This is a genomic window from Oceaniferula marina, from assembly GCF_013391475.1.
Lineage (GTDB): Bacteria > Verrucomicrobiota > Verrucomicrobiia > Verrucomicrobiales > Akkermansiaceae > Oceaniferula > Oceaniferula marina.
Genome location: NZ_JACBAZ010000004.1, coordinates 636,171 through 652,725, shown reverse-complemented (window position 1 = coordinate 652,725; position 16,555 = coordinate 636,171). Strand labels below are relative to the sequence as shown.

The 16,555-nt window shown below is 52.9% G+C and carries 13 protein-coding genes and 1 tRNA gene; 6 read left to right on the top strand and 8 right to left on the bottom strand.

The window, feature by feature from the left end; genetic code table 11:
- Window positions 1-44 precede the first annotated feature (44 nt).
- The 5 genes from HW115_RS12895 to HW115_RS12875 form a co-directional block, all read right to left on the bottom strand.
- A complete protein-coding gene (locus HW115_RS12895; protein WP_178933281.1) occupies window positions 45-890 on the bottom strand; it encodes a hypothetical protein in 846 nt (281 codons plus the stop codon).
- A 118-nt stretch (window positions 891-1,008) separates the two neighbouring features.
- Complete coding sequence (gene hisH, locus HW115_RS12890) at window positions 1,009-1,626, bottom strand: imidazole glycerol phosphate synthase subunit HisH (protein WP_178933280.1); 618 nt, start codon at window positions 1,624-1,626, stop codon at window positions 1,009-1,011.
- Between the two features lie 56 nt (window positions 1,627-1,682).
- Window positions 1,683-2,273 (bottom strand): imidazoleglycerol-phosphate dehydratase HisB, encoded by a 591-nt coding sequence (gene hisB, locus HW115_RS12885; protein WP_178933279.1) that lies wholly within the window; start codon window positions 2,271-2,273, stop codon window positions 1,683-1,685.
- A gap of 103 nt (window positions 2,274-2,376) precedes the next feature.
- Window positions 2,377-3,597 (bottom strand): PTPDL family protein, encoded by a 1,221-nt coding sequence (locus HW115_RS12880; protein ID WP_178933278.1) that lies wholly within the window; start codon window positions 3,595-3,597, stop codon window positions 2,377-2,379.
- A gap of 17 nt (window positions 3,598-3,614) precedes the next feature.
- Complete coding sequence (locus HW115_RS12875) at window positions 3,615-5,825, bottom strand: DUF255 domain-containing protein (protein WP_178933277.1); 2,211 nt, start codon at window positions 5,823-5,825, stop codon at window positions 3,615-3,617.
- Window positions 5,826-6,011: 186 nt separating this feature from the next.
- Between HW115_RS12875 and HW115_RS12870 the strand changes: the two genes are divergently transcribed.
- The 4 genes from HW115_RS12870 (at window position 6,012) to HW115_RS12855 (ending at window position 9,607) form a co-directional block, all read left to right on the top strand.
- A complete protein-coding gene (locus tag HW115_RS12870; protein WP_178933276.1) occupies window positions 6,012-6,776 on the top strand; it encodes a ParA family protein in 765 nt (254 codons plus the stop codon).
- A gap of 10 nt (window positions 6,777-6,786) precedes the next feature.
- On the top strand, window positions 6,787-7,473 hold the full coding sequence (locus tag HW115_RS12865; protein ID WP_178933275.1) for a hypothetical protein: 687 nt from the start codon (window positions 6,787-6,789) through the stop codon (window positions 7,471-7,473).
- A gap of 233 nt (window positions 7,474-7,706) precedes the next feature.
- On the top strand, window positions 7,707-8,900 hold the full coding sequence (locus HW115_RS12860) for a glycine C-acetyltransferase (RefSeq protein ID WP_178933274.1): 1,194 nt from the start codon (window positions 7,707-7,709) through the stop codon (window positions 8,898-8,900).
- Between the two features lie 86 nt (window positions 8,901-8,986).
- A complete protein-coding gene (locus HW115_RS12855) occupies window positions 8,987-9,607 on the top strand; it encodes a lipoate--protein ligase family protein (protein WP_178933273.1) in 621 nt (206 codons plus the stop codon).
- A 183-nt stretch (window positions 9,608-9,790) separates the two neighbouring features.
- On the opposite strand, the gene HW115_RS12850 is transcribed toward HW115_RS12855, so the two are convergent.
- Window positions 9,791-10,057 carry a GIY-YIG nuclease family protein gene (locus HW115_RS12850; protein ID WP_178933272.1) on the bottom strand — a complete coding sequence of 89 codons (267 nt, stop codon included), beginning with the start codon at window positions 10,055-10,057 and terminating at the stop codon, window positions 9,791-9,793.
- Window positions 10,054-12,378, bottom strand: coding sequence for an FdhF/YdeP family oxidoreductase (locus HW115_RS12845; protein ID WP_178933271.1), 2,325 nt, complete (start codon window positions 12,376-12,378; stop codon window positions 10,054-10,056). The genes HW115_RS12850 and HW115_RS12845 overlap by 4 nt, the downstream gene beginning before the upstream one ends.
- Window positions 12,379-12,543: 165 nt before the next feature.
- Here HW115_RS12845 and HW115_RS12840 point away from each other — a divergent pair, with 165 nt between their 5' ends.
- Window positions 12,544-14,217: a formate--tetrahydrofolate ligase gene (locus tag HW115_RS12840; protein ID WP_178933270.1), complete on the top strand. Its 1,674-nt coding sequence runs from the start codon at window positions 12,544-12,546 to the stop codon at window positions 14,215-14,217.
- 1 nt (window position 14,218) lies between these two features.
- On the opposite strand, the gene HW115_RS12835 is transcribed toward HW115_RS12840, so the two are convergent.
- Entirely contained in the window at window positions 14,219-15,919 is a 1,701-nt protein-coding gene (locus HW115_RS12835; RefSeq protein ID WP_178933269.1) for a Na/Pi cotransporter family protein, read from the bottom strand.
- A 518-nt stretch (window positions 15,920-16,437) separates the two neighbouring features.
- Here HW115_RS12835 and HW115_RS12830 point away from each other — a divergent pair.
- Window positions 16,438-16,512: transfer RNA gene (locus HW115_RS12830), tRNA-Thr, on the top strand.
- Window positions 16,513-16,555: the final 43 nt, after the last annotated feature.

Below are 16,555 nucleotides of genomic sequence, written 5' to 3'. Positions count from 1 at the left end.
GTTTGATGAGAGTGGTTTCCTTGGAAAAAGTAGTTGCTGTGAGCTTAGCGGGCGGGTCTTGCGTAGATGGCCGTCTTTTTAAAGTGAACCTGGTAATTTTGATCCGGATCACAGTTGAAATCCTTCATCAGCTTTTCCTTTAGCTCTACCATTTCAGGGCTGGGTGTGATCGTGGGGCTTGCTGGGGATTCAGAGGCTTCGGTATTCCCGTTGGTCGCTTGCTCTTGCTTGAGTTTTTCCTGTTTGAGCTTGAGGTATTGTTCGCGCAGTTTTTGGCAGGACTCGTAAGTAGCTGCATCTTTGAATTCGTAGGCGACGTCGGCTTGTGCCTTGCCGTCTTCCCCCTGGCGAACTCTCATCATGGTCGCAAGATGAGGGACAAGCACATAGTTGTAGCTCAAGCTGTAGGCAAAGTTTTGAGACATGAACCTGAGGTTGGTTTCCAGTGTCTTTCGGATTTGGTTGATTTGCCCGGCTAGAAGTTCTTTTTGTTGGGCTGAATCCGCTGGCGTTTGTTCGTATTGCTTGCTGAGTTGTGTTAGGCGCTGCCGTTGGGCTCCGACGACTTTCAGGCTTTGGCTTAGTTTTTGATTTGCTTCTGCACCTTCGACTACGGCGACCAGTGTGAAGTCTCCTTGCGGGTTCTCCAGTTTGGCCGGCACATTTTTTGCTTTAGCGAGGTCGTCCGGACTGATGCTTTGCTGAGGTGTTTGTGGCTGGCCTTGGTTATTCGGGGCTTGAGATGGGGGTGTTGTTGCATTTTTGGAATCATCTACAATGGAGCTTTGAGACTTGTCCGCCTCCTTGCTTTGGGAGCCGAGCTTGTAGCCGATGACAGTGCAGAGGCAGCAGGAAATAACAATCGTTGGAATGAATACAATAGGTTTCATGGAAGGGATAAATGATAATCAGACGTATGCTACACAAGTTCCTTCAGCCCTCCAGCATAATTATAACTGGATTCTAAGAATGGCGGGAGCTCGCCAAGGGGGCTGTTCAGGGGGCTGTTTATGCCACTGACAACGCCAGGAAGTTTTTCAGCAACTGGAGTCCGTTGTGTTGGCTTTTCTCAGGGTGGAATTGAGTGGCTACTAGATTGCCACGGGTGACTGCTGCTGCAAATGGCAGCACGTAATCACAGACTGCGGCCACGTTGCCGGGGTTGTCCGGCTCGGGGTAGTAAGAGTGGACAAAATAGAAAAAGGGCTCTTCTGGCATATCGGCCCAAATCGGATGGTCGGGGTCATTGGGGATGACCGAGTTCCACCCCATGTGTGGTATTTTGAGGCCTTTGTCAGGGAAGCGTTTGACGGATCCCTTCATGATGGCAAGCCCTTCGGCGTCGGGAGACTCTTCCCCTTGCTCAAAGATCAGCTGGTATCCAACACAGATGCCGAGATACGGTTTGTCGTCGGCCGCCCATTGTTGGATGGGTGCGAACATCCCCTGCTTTTTGAGGTTGGCAGCACAGTCACCAAATTCACCCTGACCGGGGACCACCAAGTGGGTGATGTCATCCAGTTCATCCGGGCGGGTGATGAGCACGGCGTCAGCGCCAATGGCAAGAAATGCATTTTCCACGCTGCGCAGGTTACCGCGGCCGTAATCGACGATGCCAACTTTCATAGGGGACGTTTGTGAGTGTTCGGATTTCAGAGTGTGAACGGGTGCTGCGCTTGAAATTAGAGCGCTTCTTTTGTGCTGGGGATTCCGGTTTCACGCGGATCCAATTCTATCGCTTGGCGAAGGGCTCGGGCGAGAGCCTTGAACAGAGACTCGGAGATGTGGTGGCCGTCACGCCCGTATAGGAGCTCAGCGTGGATATTGGCGCGCAGGTTGTTGGTGATCGCACGGAAAAACTCCTCGGTTAGGGTGAATGGGAAGTTTGGAGCATCCGGGGTGGAGACGGGTGCCCGAAATTCGAGGTGTGGGCGGTTGCTTAGGTCGATAACACAGCGGCTCAAGGTTTCGTCCATTGGAAGGTAAGCCATTCCATAGCGACGTATCCCCCGCTTGTCGCCGAGCGCTTTGCGAATGCAGTCACCAAGGACAATACCAGTGTCTTCAACGGTGTGGTGTGCATCGACTTCAATGTCACCGACGGCTTTGACGGTGAGGTCCATGAGGCTGTGTTTGCAAAGCAGAGTCAGCATGTGATCGAAAAAGGGGACGCCCGTTGATATGTCTGAGGTTCCTGAACCATCCAGATTGAGGGAAATACTGATGGATGTTTCCGCAGTTTTGCGGTCCTGGCTTGCTGTTCGGGTGTTCATGGCGATTAAGTATTGAGGTGAAAGGCAATCGGTCCGCCAGTGTTTAAGGCACAGGCGGACCGATTGGGCAATGATTTTCGATGAGGAATGGAGGGCTCGGTGTTTATGCTTCTTCGTTGGGAGGAGTCTTTTTGGTTTTCTTTTTCTTCCCTTTTTTTCCCTTGTTCTTTTCTTCGGCTTCTTGGGCTGCTTTTTCCTTGGCTGCTAGCTCTTCTGCTTCGCGTTGAGCTTGTTCCTCGGCAGCTTTCGCTTCTGCTTGTTCAGCTTTTTTTTGTTCCAACTCGGCTTTGATCGGGTCCGTGTATTGCTTATCGATTTTCAGGCTTAGCGCGGCTTGAAGGTGGCGTTCGGCATCACTGAGTTTTCCTCCGGCGAGTGCGGTCCATGCACTGCGTAGGTCGGGGCCAGCCAAGCGGATGGATGACGCAGGTTTGCTTTCCAAGCTGCGTAGTTCGCTTTCAACGCTGCGCAGGTTGTATTGCAGCGCCTGTTCATGAAATGGATTGATCGTCAACCACTGGCTTTTGAGTTCGTTTTGCTCCCGGTCGATGGTGGCCTCATATCGGTTTTTTTTCTCCGTGATGAGTTTCTCTGCCCGGTCGCGGTCGCTATCCGCCAGGCTTTCCAGCACCTTTTGTTGTTTTTTAAGACGGGCGTCTAGGGTGTCGAGGTGTTGTTGCAGCTCTGATTGATGAGCCCTGAGAACGCGAGGGATCCAGCTGATACCATCTTGGTAGGCCGCTGAGTGGGCGTATTGGTTTTGTAGTTTTTCCCATAGGCGGAGCGCCTGCGGGTACTGGCCGGATTTTGCCCGTTTTTTAATTTTTTCGGAGAGGATACGAGCTTGGATGTCGTAGGCGTTGGTTTTGATGTCCTCAGCGGAAATCAGGTGCCCACTGAGTTTGATCCCTCCGGAAGAGATAAGCTGCTGCTCTTTTTTGAGGGTTTCCAAAATAGTTTGAACCTCTTTTTTGTGGCTGGATTTTGGGTGTTTCTTTAAGAATGTCTCGGCTCGCTCAATGCGCTTGGCGTATGCTGGGCCCTCTAAGAGATCCGGGACCGGGATCATGGACTTGATGGATTGAAAATCCTTGTTGTCTTTGCTGTCTTTCGTGATTTCAAGGATTTGGTCCTTGGGGATTCGTCGTTCATCTTTGATGGATGCGGAATGCTTTATTTCAATCAGGTAGCTGGTATCATCCTCAGAGAGGATTTTCCCTTTGTACTCGGTTCCCGATTTGAGTTTGATGGTGTCGGCGGCAAGCGGTAAAGACAGCATGCCGAATACGCACCACATCGTGTAGCGTAGCTTGTGTGTAGTCATGTGTGTAGGTAGATGAATTACTGTAGAAGTTGAATGAGTTCCTCGTTTTCTGTCGTCATTCCCCGGGATTGGCCGCGCTGGATGACAAGAGCCCCTTGCGGTGGGATGGGTTGGTTTAGGTTTTCGAGTCCGGGGAATTGCCCTGAACTGTCTGGCTTTTTTGGGAGAGCGATGATTTGGCACGGTTTGGAGCTTGCAGTTTTCAGGAGCTCGGGAGAGATCGGTTGGCTCAGAAAGACGCTGGGGTGCTCCAATTTCGCATTTTCAGTTAGGAAGTCAATGCTGACGATGGATGACATCTGGGCGGTGGCAAGTAGGATGCTTTTGAGTTCTGTTGCTTGGGCTTCGATTGATGGGTCGGGGAGGTGCGTGGCGAGTCGTGTGGTATTGGCATAAGCAAGTGCCCATGTGTTGGTGTTATTGAGTGTTCTGAAGCTGAGGAACTGATAGGGGGTGAACGGGTAGGGGTATTGCTTGCCATCGCTCTCCGTGAGGTGGTGGTTAAGTGAGTTCCCCAGAGCTTCGTTCATTTCCTCGTGTACTTGTTTTGCCAACGCTAGCAATGATGCGTCGAGGGTGACTTCGTAGAGGTCGAGGGCGGCCTTGGTGATGAGTGTGTAGTCGGTTCCTACCGCCGTGCGTGGAATGAGGTTTCCGTTGAATCGAGCATGGCACAGTGCCCCCTTTTCGTTGCGGAATTGTTTTTGGATACGGGTGAGGTATTGGCGTGCATCCTCGAGGGTGCTTGTATTTCCTGTGGCCCGGTAGGCTGTCGTCAGGCAGCTGGCAAGCTGAGCCATGGTGCCGGCGGTGGAGAGTTTTTCTTGAATCAGGTTGGTGGTTTTTTCCGTCCGGAGTTTTGCCAGTTTTTTGGTGATTGATTGGAGGTGTTCTTTGAGTTCTTTCTCAGGGATGTTGTTGCGCTTACTGAGTTCTGCCGGGCTGGTTTTCCATGTCAGAGTGTTTTGTCTGAAGTGGGTTCGGTTGCGGTCATCTACCAGTGGGATGTTGCCGAGTCCTTTGATGTCAAATGCTTGTTTGCAGATCGGAAGTTCTTCCGGACTAAGGGCGGCTTCGATTTCCTCGAGTGTCCACATGCATGGGTTTTCGTGTTGGTGGACCCCAGCCTGAATGATACCCAGAGAGAAGGTTCCATCTGGTAGGGCGAGCGTTTTGTTGGTGAAAGCCCGGATGGATTCAGCGGCTTCCAGATAACGAGGTTTTCCGCTTGCCCGATAAAGGTTATAGAGTGCCTCCATAGAGTAGATTTGAGAAGGCAGATCCTTGGCGAAGACCGGGAGAGCACTGGTCGTGCTTTGGATGCCAAGGTAAATCCCTCCGTCGAGAGGGTCGAGCAGTCCGTTGAGCATCACCGTATCTGCCGTTTGACAGGCAATTTGAGCGTAGTGCTCACGTTGGGTGGCAGAGACATCCGGGTGCTGCAGAGCATTGACGAGGAGGTTGATATGGCGGGCCACACTCATGCCAATCAAGCCGTCGACGGTCGAAGAGGTAGGGTCATAAAGCGATGCCGCCTGACGGATGGCCCGGACTGGAATGAGATTGTCGTTGTCTTCGATCGGGTCGGGAAGGGAAGAAGACATGCGGCGAGTGAAGTCTTCCCGGCTGTTTTGCAGGACGTACTCAGGGGAGTCTTGCCATAGCTTTGAAACCGTGTGGCTGGTGCGCGCGATAAATTCAGCTATATTGTTTTTGCTGTTATGGCTGATGGGGATCCAGGAGATAGGAATGCCTTCGTAGGAAAACCATACCAGTAGAGGAGTGGAGACCGGAGTCCCTGATTTCAGACAGAGCGACGCGGTAAAGTATTCGAGATCGGGATCCTGATGGCCGTCGACCAAGATGTTGATGTGGTGAGTGTTGAGGATTTGGCAGGTTTGTTCGGAGGTATTAAGCTGCTTGAGCATTTCCACCGAGTAGGTGTCCGTTCCTTTTGCGATAAAGGCAAAGACCGTTTTTTTCTCTTTGGCGGCATCTTTAAAAACTTGCTTCGACCATGTTTGCCAGTGGATCGGGGAGTTTGCTTGGCTTCTGAGCAATGAACTGTGGGCGTCAGCCAGATTGTTTTGGTGCAAATAGGGGACGACTTGCGCTTGTTCTTTTCCGTTGACTGAGTCGTCTGGAGAAGTTCGACAGGCATTGATCAGCAAGGTGGCGAGGATGGCTGCAGTGATACTTGCAAATCTGGCTGGTCGGAAAATGCGCATGGCGAGGTTGGTCTGATTGAGGAACTGAAATCCGTGCTAGTCGTGATGATAGGGTGATCGGATTAGGATGCACCAAAAAAATCGAATAGTTATTGCGGGCATTTGCACGGTGATGTACCACTCTTTCCGAGATCGTTGATCTTGGTGGCTGTGGCTACCATGTTTCTCGTTGAGCCCTATACTATCGTGATTACTATCGTCGTATCCAGCCAAAAAGGAGGAGTGGGGAAAACCACTGTTTCGATTAATTTAGCCTATGCTTTTGCTCGTAGTGGAAAGCGCACCTTACTTGTCGATGCTGACCCCCAGGGGTCGGTGGGTCTGTCGTTAACCAGGCAATCGAGAATGCTGAAGGGGTTTTACGATGCGATTGACAATCCTGATCTTGGTTTGGACCAGATGGTTGTGCCGACCCGGTTGCGGACGATGAGTATGGTCCCTGCCGGGCAGCGTAGTGAGTATGACTTGGCCGAAGAGGTCTTGTCGGGCTCGTCCTCCGGTGTGCGTCGCTTTCTGAAGTTGGTTGAGGAGGCAGGCTATGACATGTGTATTATCGACTCGGCTGCCGGGTTATTTGGGGTGACCGCGGATGTGCTGTCTGCCAGTGATGCCGTGTGTATTCCCCAGCAGGCGGAACCGCTCGGAGTTCGCTCGGTGCCCAAGATGCTTGAGGCCTTGACCAAGCGGCGTGAAGTGAACCCGGATTTGAAAGTGCTTGGCGTCATTATGACGATGGTTCAGGAGCAATTGCCTGAGAGTGTTGATTCGGTGAAGGCATTACGAAACTTGCTGCCTTCCACCTTGGTGATGGAGGATGTGGTGCCGCGGGACGATTTGTTTATCCGGGCAAGTGCCAAAGGATTGCCGGTGGGTGTGATGCAGGACGGAGCGGGAGTGCTGGCTGTATTCGACGGCCTCCGTAGGGAAATTGAACAAAAGCTTGGAATCTAGCCCTGAAACAATGAAAACGAAAAAGACAATCGATACTGTCCAGTCTTGGGTGGATGCGGATGAAGTTCGCCGTTTAGCCGAGGGTTTTATGAACTCACCGGGGGGGGATGGAAAGAAACCTTCAGAGGTGGAGCTGGCTGAGACTCAGAAGGAAGAGAAACCTGCTGCCGTGCCCGAAAAATCGCCACATCCTGTCGTGAGCAAGGCATTGGCTACGGCTCGTAAACTGGCAGAAGGCAGTGGTATGTTGAAGTCCGGGACTGCACCTTCGGAAACGGCAAACAAAGAAAAGGCACCTTCGCCGGTCAGTGTGAGTGTTTCTGAGCCATCCACGCCAGAGAAGGGTGGGGCTCCAGCTCACAATGCAGAATCGCTTGATGCATCCGCATTATTACCTCTCTCTCAGAAATGGTCTGAGTCATTCGCAATTCGAGCAATGATCGTATTGGCTGACAACGATGAGGTTCTTTTGGATGTGCTCGATCAGGGGATGTTGACCCGGATGGCCATGCGCATGGCCAAGTCGGTTCCAGTTGATGGGCATCTGGTGGTTAAAGTAGGTGCCGGTGCCAATATGCAGATGTTGTCGCTGGACGGGGGACGTATTTCCTTAGGCTTATTATTGGCGTCTCCGTTATCCACGACGCAGATCAAGTCCTTGTCCCGTATGGTGCTCGCTGATTTGGCCGCTGGCTAGGTTCTGGGTTCGACCTGCATTAGGCGTGCGCATGAGTAGAGCGACCTGAGAACATGCTGTCTGGATTGGATGGTCCGATGACCGATGCATGATTTTATGGTGAAAAATGCGTCATATTGACGAAATTAAGCCCCATCTTCTCGCTCGCCAAGCTGGGTCGACTGTGGTTTGTATGGCTGCGACTGACGGCTTGAGCCTGTCGTTTTTTTGAACACTCACCCATCACACAGATTATGTATCCAAAATCATTCCAGCAGCAACTTCAGGGGGTATTGACCGATATCGAGGAAGCAGGCCTGTATAAGCACGAGCGCAAATTGGCATCGACCCAGAACTCAGCGGTAACGCTCGATGACGGCCGAGAGGTGGTTATCATGTGCGCCAATAATTATCTGGGCTTGGCAGATCACCCCGAAGTCATGGCGGCTGCGGAAGAGGCGATCAAAACCTGGGGGTTTGGAATGGCCTCGGTGCGCTTTATTTGTGGCACCCAGACGCTGCATCGCGAGCTCGAACAGCGTATTGCCGGGTTCCTTGGCACCGAGGATACCATTTTGTATACATCTTGTTTTGATGCCAATGGCGGTCTGTTTGAAGTGCTGTTGGGGCCGGATGATGCCATTATTTCAGATCAGCTGAACCATGCTTCGATCATTGACGGGGTTCGTCTGTGCAAGGCTCGGCGTTACCGATATGCCAACAACGACATGGAGGCTCTCGAGGAGCAGTTGAAGCTGGCGGATGCCGAAGGAAAAGGTCAGAAGTTGATTGCCACCGATGGTGTGTTTTCAATGGATGGTGTGATTGCCAACCTGAAGGGGGTGTGTGACCTCGCCGAAAAATACAATGCCATGGTGATGGTGGACGACTCCCATGCTTCCGGTTTCATGGGTAAAACCGGGCGGGGAACTCCGGAATACCACCAGGTGATGGACCGGGTGGACATCGTGACTTCTACCTTTGGGAAGGCCCTGGGCGGTGCGTCCGGAGGTTTTACTTCGGGGAAAAGGGAGATTATCGATTTGCTTCGTCAGCGGAGCCGCCCGTATCTCTTTTCCAATAGTGTGGCTCCGGCGATTGTCGCGGCAACGATCAAAGTGCTCGATATGCTGGAAGCTTCTACTGAATTGCGCGACCGTTTGGAGGGCAATGCTTCTTATTTCCGCAGTGGTATGGAGCAGCTTGGATTTGATTTGGCAGGAAAGGACCACCCGATTGTGCCCGTGATGCTGGGTGACGCTGCTTTGTCCCAGGTCTTTGCCAATAAGTTGTTGGAGCGAGGCGTCTACGCGGTTGGTTTCTTCTTCCCGGTGGTTCCTCGTGATGCTGCCAGGATTCGGACCCAGATATCCGCTGCGCATACCCGTGAGCAACTCGACATGGCGATTGAAGCCTTTGGTGCGGTCAAGCAGGAGCTTGGCTTGTAGGTGCTAACGACCAGTAGGACTTCGTGTCTGTCTTCGAGTCACTTGATGTTTGGTGCGATCCGACCCCCAGGACGGGTGCGGAGAACATGGCCGTGGATCAGTTGATGATGGAGCAGGTCAATGACCGGCCGATCCTCCGGGTCTATCATTGGGTGGAGCCGACGGTGACCTTTGGTTATTTTTTACCCTTGAGTGAAGCTACAGACGCGTTTCCTGATGATGAACTGACCTATGTCAGGCGATGGACTGGCGGTGGGGTGGTGGATCATCGGATTGACCTGACCTACACGCTGGCTGTTCCGAGGTCGCATGAACTGGCCTCGGCGAGGGGGGCGGAAAGTTACCGGGTGATTCATCAGGCGGTAGCCAATGTGATGAATGCCCTGGGGGAATCCGTTCGTCTAACGGTGGTGGATGAAGGTGACGGCGGCGCAGCTTGTTTTACTAATCCGGTGGCTTATGATCTGACCAATATGTCCGGTGAAAAAGTCGCTGGCGCGGGGCAGCGCCGCAGTCGGTATGGTTTGCTGCACCAAGGGAGCGTGATCACGAAGATTACGGCTGAGGCATTCACCCAACAATTGGTCTCCGAGCTTTGTCCGGGCACCCCCCATGACTGGGATCCGGGGGCCGACATGTTGGAGGCTTCGCTCGAGCTTGCTCAGGCAAGATATGCCACCGAATCCTGGCTGAAGAAGCTAGGTTGAGGTGTTTAGCTGGCTGGCCAAGTTGCAGGTTGAAATGTTCAGAGTTGGTAGGGCTGATTGGCCTCAATCAGCTGCAGATACATCTATCTAACATTATTCTTTATATTCAGAAGGATAGGGGGCTGCTAAAGGATGATCTGACGGAGGATTGGGCCCATCCTCCCTACCGGCTATGGTTGTTTATTAAAACTTGGGTTTTGGGAATTCGTGTTCATTCATAATCTGCTGGAGCATCGGCGCATTGGTTTTGTGATGCCTCAGTTTGGTTTCCAGGCGGGCCGCTTCATTGACGCTGATGGGGTTGCTTTCCCATTCGAGCCGCCAGGGTTTGAATGCCTTGGTACCTTTGAACTCTCCCTTGTTGTGGGAACGGACTTCGGCTTCGACATCTTCGGTGGTGCCGATGAACCGGCGATTCATCCTGTTGACGAGGATATAGACAATTTTCATGGTGTGGGTGTGATACTGATTTCGATCGATTTGCTGGTGGGGGTGTTGCTTTCCCTGGCGGTTGCGTGGACTGGAACCAGTTCGTTGGCTTCAGGAAAATACGCTGCCGCGGTGCCTCGCGGCATGTCATAGGGGATGGCGTAAAATCCGCTGAGTTGTCTGGTTTCAGCCGTAGCTTGATTCGGAGCGCTAGCACCGTCCTGATTATCATACCAATAGCTGGTGATGTCAACGCGGCTAATGGGTTTGATGCCTTTGGATTGCATATCATCGGGGTTGAGGAAAATGATCTCCCTGCCCATACCGATACCACGGTATCGGTCGTTGAGCCCGTAGATGGTGGTGTTGTATTGATCGTGGCTTCGCAGGGTTTGAAGAATCAGATTTCCCGGTGCAACTTCAAATTGTTCCAGTGGGCTGCTGCTGAATTCCGCTTTACCTGACGCGGTTTTCCACACCCGCTGTTTGACTGGATTGGGGAGGTAGAAGCCTCCTGGTTTGCGGACCCGGCGGTTGTAAGGGGCAAAGCCAGGAATGCATTGCTCGATGAGGAGTCGGATCCGATCGTAGTCCTGGGTCAACCATCGCCAGCGGATACGCTCCGTGTCACCGAGGGTGGCCTCCGCGAGGCGGGCGATGATTTCAGGTTCACTCAGGAGGTCTCGTGACGCCGGATTGAGCGTTCCTTTGGATTGGTGGACGATACCCATCGAGTTTTCACAGCTAACGAATTGCTCTTCACCGTGCTGGATATCTCGCTCGCTGCGACCCAAACATGGGAGGATCAGGGCGGTGGTGCCCCCAACCAAATGGGAGCGGTTGAGTTTGGTGGAAACGTGGCAGGTTAGGCTGCAATTCCTGAGTGCTTGTGCTGTGAAAGAGGTATCGGGCGATGCTTGAAGAAAATTGCCTCCCAAGGCAAAAAAGACTTTTCCTGCATCCCTGTGCATGGCGTGGATCGCATCCACGGTGTCGAGTCCGTGTTTGCGTGGGGCATTGATGCCGAAGGTTGCGTCCAGTCGCTTGAGAAAGGACTCAGGCATTTTTTCATAAATACCAACGGTCCGGTCGCCTTGGACGTTGCTGTGGCCCCGAACCGGGCAGAGCCCGGCTCCGGTGCGGCCAAGCGCTCCCAATAGAAAGTGAAGATTTGCGATTTCCCGGATCGTGGCAACCGCGTTGCGATGCTGGGTGAGACCCATTGCCCAGCAGGTGATGAGTTTGCGCTCTCCTCGCAGTAGGGTGTCTGCTAGGGTGTTGATGCTGTCTTTGTCGATTCCGGATAATGTGCAAAGCTCATCCCAGTTGGCTTCTTCGCAGCGTTGTTGGTAGGCTTCAATGCCTTGGGTGTGTTGTTGGATGAAGTCGTGATCGATGACGCTTCCGGGAGTTGCTGCTTCCCGCTCGAACAAGGCCTTGCCCAAGGCTCGTAAGAGGGCCAGGTCGCCGTTGACCTTCACTTGGAGGTATTGGGATGCCAGCGGGGTGGACTGGCCAAGCATTCCGGAGATTTTTTGCGGGTGGGCAAAGCCGATGAGTCCCGCCTCTTTCAGAGGGTTGATGGCAATGATGCGGGCGCCATTTTGAACGGCTGTCTCTAAGGTGGATAACATCCTCGGGTGGTTGGTGCCCGGGTTTTGGCCGATGCAGAGGATGGTGTCCGCCTGATGGATGTCATCCAGGCTAACGGTGCCCTTTCCAACGCCAACCGATTGTTTCATTGCCGTGCCGCTGGACTCATGGCACATGTTGGAGCAGTCAGGCAGGTTGTTGGTGCCAAAATGCCGGGCAAACAATTGATAGAGGAATGCCGCTTCGTTACTGGTGCGACCCGAGGTGTAGAAAATGGCATCGTCCGGTGTCGGTAAATTATGCAGTTCGGAAGAGATTAAAGCAAAGGCCTCGTCCCAGGAGATCGGGTGGTAATGGGTATCTCCCTGACGAAGGATCATGGGTTCGGTGAGCCGCCCTTGTTGGTCGTGCCAGTAATCGCTTTGGCTCGCGAGCTCTTCAATGCTGTGTTTGCGGAAAAAGCTTCTTTCGATCCGGCGGGTTGTGGCTTCGGAGGCGATGGCCTTGGCTCCATTTTCACAGAACTCGGCATGGCTGCGTTCATCGTCCGGGTCCGGCCAGGCACAGCTCGGGCAGTCGAACCCATCGATTTGGTTGAGTTCGAGTAATGCCTTGGTGCCACGGACGGGGCCGGCGGATTTGAGCACATGCCGCATAGCGGAGGCAACGGCCGGGTTGCCTCCAGCGTAGTTTTTGGGTTTGCCGATTTTAGGGGCAGGCTTTTGCAGGTTCTTGTCGGGGTTTGGCATAAGCACCCAACATAGCGTTTTTGCCGGTGCGTGGAAAGCGATCAACGTGGCAGTCGAAGATTTTTTCCGAGGGGTATGACGGATTGGGTGATATTCGCATAGGAATTGGCAAAAATGACGAGAGATTTCCCTTTTTTTCTGAGAGCAAATCCGTAGCTTCGCAGCATGACTGATATTGAGATTGCGCAAAAGGCGGAGATGCAACGCATCGCTACATTGGCCGAAGAAAAACTGGGGATAGCAGATGAGCACCTCGACCCTTATGGCCATTATAAGGCGAAGCTTTCGCTTGAGTATCTCGACAGTTTGAAAGACCGGCCTGATGGTAAGTTGATTCTCGTGGCGGCTGTCAGCCCGACCCCGGCGGGAGAGGGGAAGACCACGACCAGCGTGGGTCTGACGGATGCTTTGAACCGCTTGGGTAAAAAGGCGGTCGTTTGTTTGCGGGAGCCGTCACTTGGGCCTTGTTTCGGAATGAAAGGTGGTGCTGCCGGTGGCGGATATTCCCAGGTGCTGCCAATGGAAGACATCAACTTGCATTTTACCGGTGATTTTCACGCCATTGGCTTGGCGAACAACTTGCTGGCTGCGATGGTGGATAACCATATCCATCACGGCAACCTGTTGCAGATCGACCAGCGCCGCGTGACTTGGAAGCGGGTGGTGGATATGAATGACCGATCCTTGCGCGAAATCACGGTTGCCTTGGGTGGATTGAACAATGGTTACCCCCGGACCGACGGATTTGACATCGTCGTGGCCAGCGAAGTCATGGCGATTTTCTGTTTGGCGACATCCATCAAGGAGCTCAAGGAAAAACTTGGGAATATCATTGTGGGTTATACGCGTGAGCGGAAGCCGATTCGTGCCCGTGATCTGGATGCACATGGCGCGATGACCGTTCTTTTGAAGGATGCGTTTAAGCCGAACCTGGTGCAAACGCTGGAGGGGAATATGGCGATTATTCACGGTGGTCCGTTTGCGAATATTGCACACGGTTGTAACTCGGTGATCGCTACGAAATCGGCTCTGAAATTGGCTGACTATGTGGTGACAGAGGCTGGCTTCGGGGCGGACCTTGGAGCGGAGAAATTCATCGATATCAAATGCCGAAAGTCCGGGATCCGTCCGGATGCTTCGGTTTTGGTCGCGACCATTAAGGCCTTGAAATACCACGGGGGAGTTGCCGTCAAAGATTTGGCGGAAGAAAACCTGGTGGCTCTTGAGAAGGGGATTAAAAACCTGGAGAGGCACGTTCGCAACCTGCGTGAGAACTTCGGACTTCCCTGCGTGGTGGCGATCAACCGCTTCACCGCAGATACCGAGGCCGAGATCGACTTGCTTCGTAAAAAGTTGGCACACCTTCAGGTCGATGTGGTGTTATCCGAGCACTGGGCCAAGGGTGGTGAGGGGGCTGAGGATATGGCGAAGGCCGTGCTTAACGTTCTCGAACATTGCCCCGCAGATTTTAAGTTTGTTTACGAAGACGATACACCTTTGTGGGGGAAAATGGAGGCTGTGGCGAAAAAAATCTACGGTGCAAGCGAGGTGGTGGCAGATACCAAGGTGCGCAACCAGATTAAGCGTCTTCAGGATGAGGGTTTCGGCCACTATCCGATCTGTGTGGCCAAAACTCAGTTTTCATTTTCCACCGATCCCAAATTGCTCGGAGCTCCCGAGGGACATGTGGTCAAAATCCGGGAAGTTCGCCTCGCAGCAGGTGCTGAATTCGTCATTATTCTCTGTGGTGATGTGATGACGATGCCGGGGCTGCCCAAAGTGCCGGCCGCAAACCGGATTGACCTCGATGACGATGGTAAGGTGATAGGTTTGTTTTAACCTATTCCGTATCTACAAGCTTGGCGATGCGTTTGGCGAAATAATACATCCGCTTTAGATGCTCGATAATCTCGGACTCGAGATGGAAGGCGACGACGCGTTGGGGTTCCTTTGCTGTAAGCCGGCGGGAGAGGTGTTTTTCCGCCTCGTTGGCCAAGTGTGATATATGGGGTTTGGCGTGAATCACTTCGCTCGCGATGTGGTGGTCGTTATCGACCAGGGCATCAATGGCCTGTTTGACGGATTCGCTGACTTCGGTATGGAAATGGGCCAGCACGTCCTGAGTCGCCTGGCTGATTTGTAGTCCGGTTTCGAGTCGGTCGTAGCCGGCCTCGACCAGATTGGTTTCGACCATGTCGCCGATGTTTTCGAGGTAATTGGCTGCCGAGAGGTAGCGATGCATCGCGGCAGCTTGTTTTTCATCGAGTGCTTGGGATGAGAGTTTGCCGAGGTAGCTCAGAATGGCGGCATGGAGGCTATCGACGATATTGTCCATATCCCGCAGGTTCTTCATTGCCTGTTCATCTCCCCGGATCACGGTGTCGATTGCCTTGTGGGTGATATTCAGGGTGGAACTCCCCATGCGGATGAGCTCGAGTCGGATGGATTCCAGAGCAAGGGCGGGGGTTTGTAGCTGGCTTTCATCGAGATACTTGGGTTCATAGGTTTTATCTTGCTTATCGGGCGAGGCCGGGGCGTCAGGGATCAGGCGCAGGATGAAGCGGGCGAGGGGGTGGACGAGCCAAATGAAGACGAAGGTGTTGGTTACATTGAAAATCGTGTGGGCGTTGGCAATTTGACGTGGTGTCTCTGCGGCGAGGCGAGCGGTTTTTTCCAGTGCTGCGGCCTGGGGTGAGATGTTTCGCACGACTTCGGCCAGTTGGGGGATGAAGAAGAACCAGAGGACGACGCCTGCGATGTTGAAGATGATGTGGACGGCGACTGCCCGTTTGGCTTCTATGGACTTACCGAGAGAGGCAAGCCAGGCGGTGAAGCAGGTCCCGATATTGGCACCGAAAATCAGAGCTATGCCGGCATCCAGGGATAAGAACCCTTGTGTCGCGAGAACGATGACAATACCGGTCGTTGCTGAAGAGCTTTGGACCAAGGCTGTGAACAGGGCTCCAAATGCGATACCCATCAAGGGCGAGTCCATGTTCTTCATAAAATCAATGAAGGGGGCGAAGGTTTGCAGGGGGGCTGTGCTGTCACCCATGAGCTGCATACCATAAAAGATCAGGCCCAGCCCCATGATCATATTCCCGTAATGTTTGAGGCGTTCATTTTTGAAGAAAAAGGAAAGGGAGAATCCGGTGCCAATCAGAAGAAGTGCATACTTGGTTACTTTAAAGGCGATGATTTGAGCCGTCATCGTTGTGCCCACATTGGCTCCCATGATGATGCCGATGGATTGGCTGAAGTTCATCAACCCGGCTGAAATAAAGCCGACGACCAGCACCGTGGTAACTGAAGATGACTGGATGATTGAAGTGACAATCGCTCCTGCCGCGGCTCCCGTGAATCGGTTCGTGGTGAGCTTGGCCAGGATTTTACGCAGCCCGTCTCCGGCGATGGCTTTCAAAGCCGTCGACATTTGCTCCATTCCAAAGAGGAAGAGTGCGAGCCCTCCGAGCATGCCGATTAGGATGGGTAAAAGGTCGAGTTCTGTATTGGTTGTGATATCAGCAAGAATCAAGGCCATGAGCTCACTCAAGCAGAAAGCCCGGGAGATGGCAAAAATAGAACGGTTGTTTTTGAAATCTTAGTCTGCTGGCTCGATCCTCGCGCGGATGGGTAAACCTCTCGACGCCCCGGGGCAATTGGGCTCTGAATTTAGGGCTCTGAATTCGATTGTACGGTAATGATGTCACAGAAAACGGCGGGGGTGGGCGGGTGAGGCCAGCGGTGGTGCGGATCTGCTAGGTGTTGGAATCAACGGCTCGATCTAACTTGGTATAAACAAGGTCTCCCGGCCCTTTGTTAATTAATACTAATTATTAGCATCTCTTTACTGATAGGTTGGGCTTCACGATATTTCGAATATTTGGCAAAAAAAAATGAAATAGGGAGAGTTTTTTTTTGACAGACGTGCGTTCTCTGCTAGTTTGCCGCCCGCTTTCCCACGGTAAGTCGTGCGAGCTCCTTGATTTTCCATGCGTTTCGGCGTGTGGGTCGCGAGGGGATCGAATGGGTTTCGAGGGGAAGAGAGTCGAGCGTAAAGCTCTTGTAGCTCAGGGGTAGAGCGCGTCCTTGGTAAGGACGAGGTCGGCGGTTCAAATCCGCTCAAGAGCTCCAGCCCGGAGAATAAACAACCTCAGGTTTCAGCTTTCATAAAGCC

What these genes read in the sequence shown, in the direction of transcription:
- HW115_RS12895 (WP_178933281.1), bottom strand. Translation starts at nt 890, where the DNA reads ATGAAACCTATTGTATTCATTCCAACGATTGTTATTTCCTGCTGCCTC.
- hisH (WP_178933280.1), bottom strand. Translation starts at nt 1,626, where the DNA reads ATGAAAGTTGGCATCGTCGATTACGGCCGCGGTAACCTGCGCAGCGTG.
- hisB (WP_178933279.1), bottom strand. Translation starts at nt 2,273, where the DNA reads ATGAACACCCGAACAGCAAGCCAGGACCGCAAAACTGCGGAAACATCC.
- HW115_RS12880 (WP_178933278.1), bottom strand. Translation starts at nt 3,597, where the DNA reads ATGACTACACACAAGCTACGCTACACGATGTGGTGCGTATTCGGCATG.
- HW115_RS12875 (WP_178933277.1), bottom strand. Translation starts at nt 5,825, where the DNA reads ATGCGCATTTTCCGACCAGCCAGATTTGCAAGTATCACTGCAGCCATC.
- HW115_RS12865 (WP_178933275.1), top strand. Translation starts at nt 6,787, where the DNA reads ATGAAAACGAAAAAGACAATCGATACTGTCCAGTCTTGGGTGGATGCG.
- HW115_RS12860 (WP_178933274.1), top strand. Translation starts at nt 7,707, where the DNA reads ATGTATCCAAAATCATTCCAGCAGCAACTTCAGGGGGTATTGACCGAT.
- HW115_RS12855 (WP_178933273.1), top strand. Translation starts at nt 8,987, where the DNA reads ATGGCCGTGGATCAGTTGATGATGGAGCAGGTCAATGACCGGCCGATC.
- HW115_RS12850 (WP_178933272.1), bottom strand. Translation starts at nt 10,057, where the DNA reads ATGAAAATTGTCTATATCCTCGTCAACAGGATGAATCGCCGGTTCATC.
- HW115_RS12845 (WP_178933271.1), bottom strand. Translation starts at nt 12,378, where the DNA reads ATGCCAAACCCCGACAAGAACCTGCAAAAGCCTGCCCCTAAAATCGGC.
- HW115_RS12840 (WP_178933270.1), top strand. Translation starts at nt 12,544, where the DNA reads ATGACTGATATTGAGATTGCGCAAAAGGCGGAGATGCAACGCATCGCT.
- HW115_RS12835 (WP_178933269.1), bottom strand. Translation starts at nt 15,919, where the DNA reads ATGGCCTTGATTCTTGCTGATATCACAACCAATACAGAACTCGACCTT.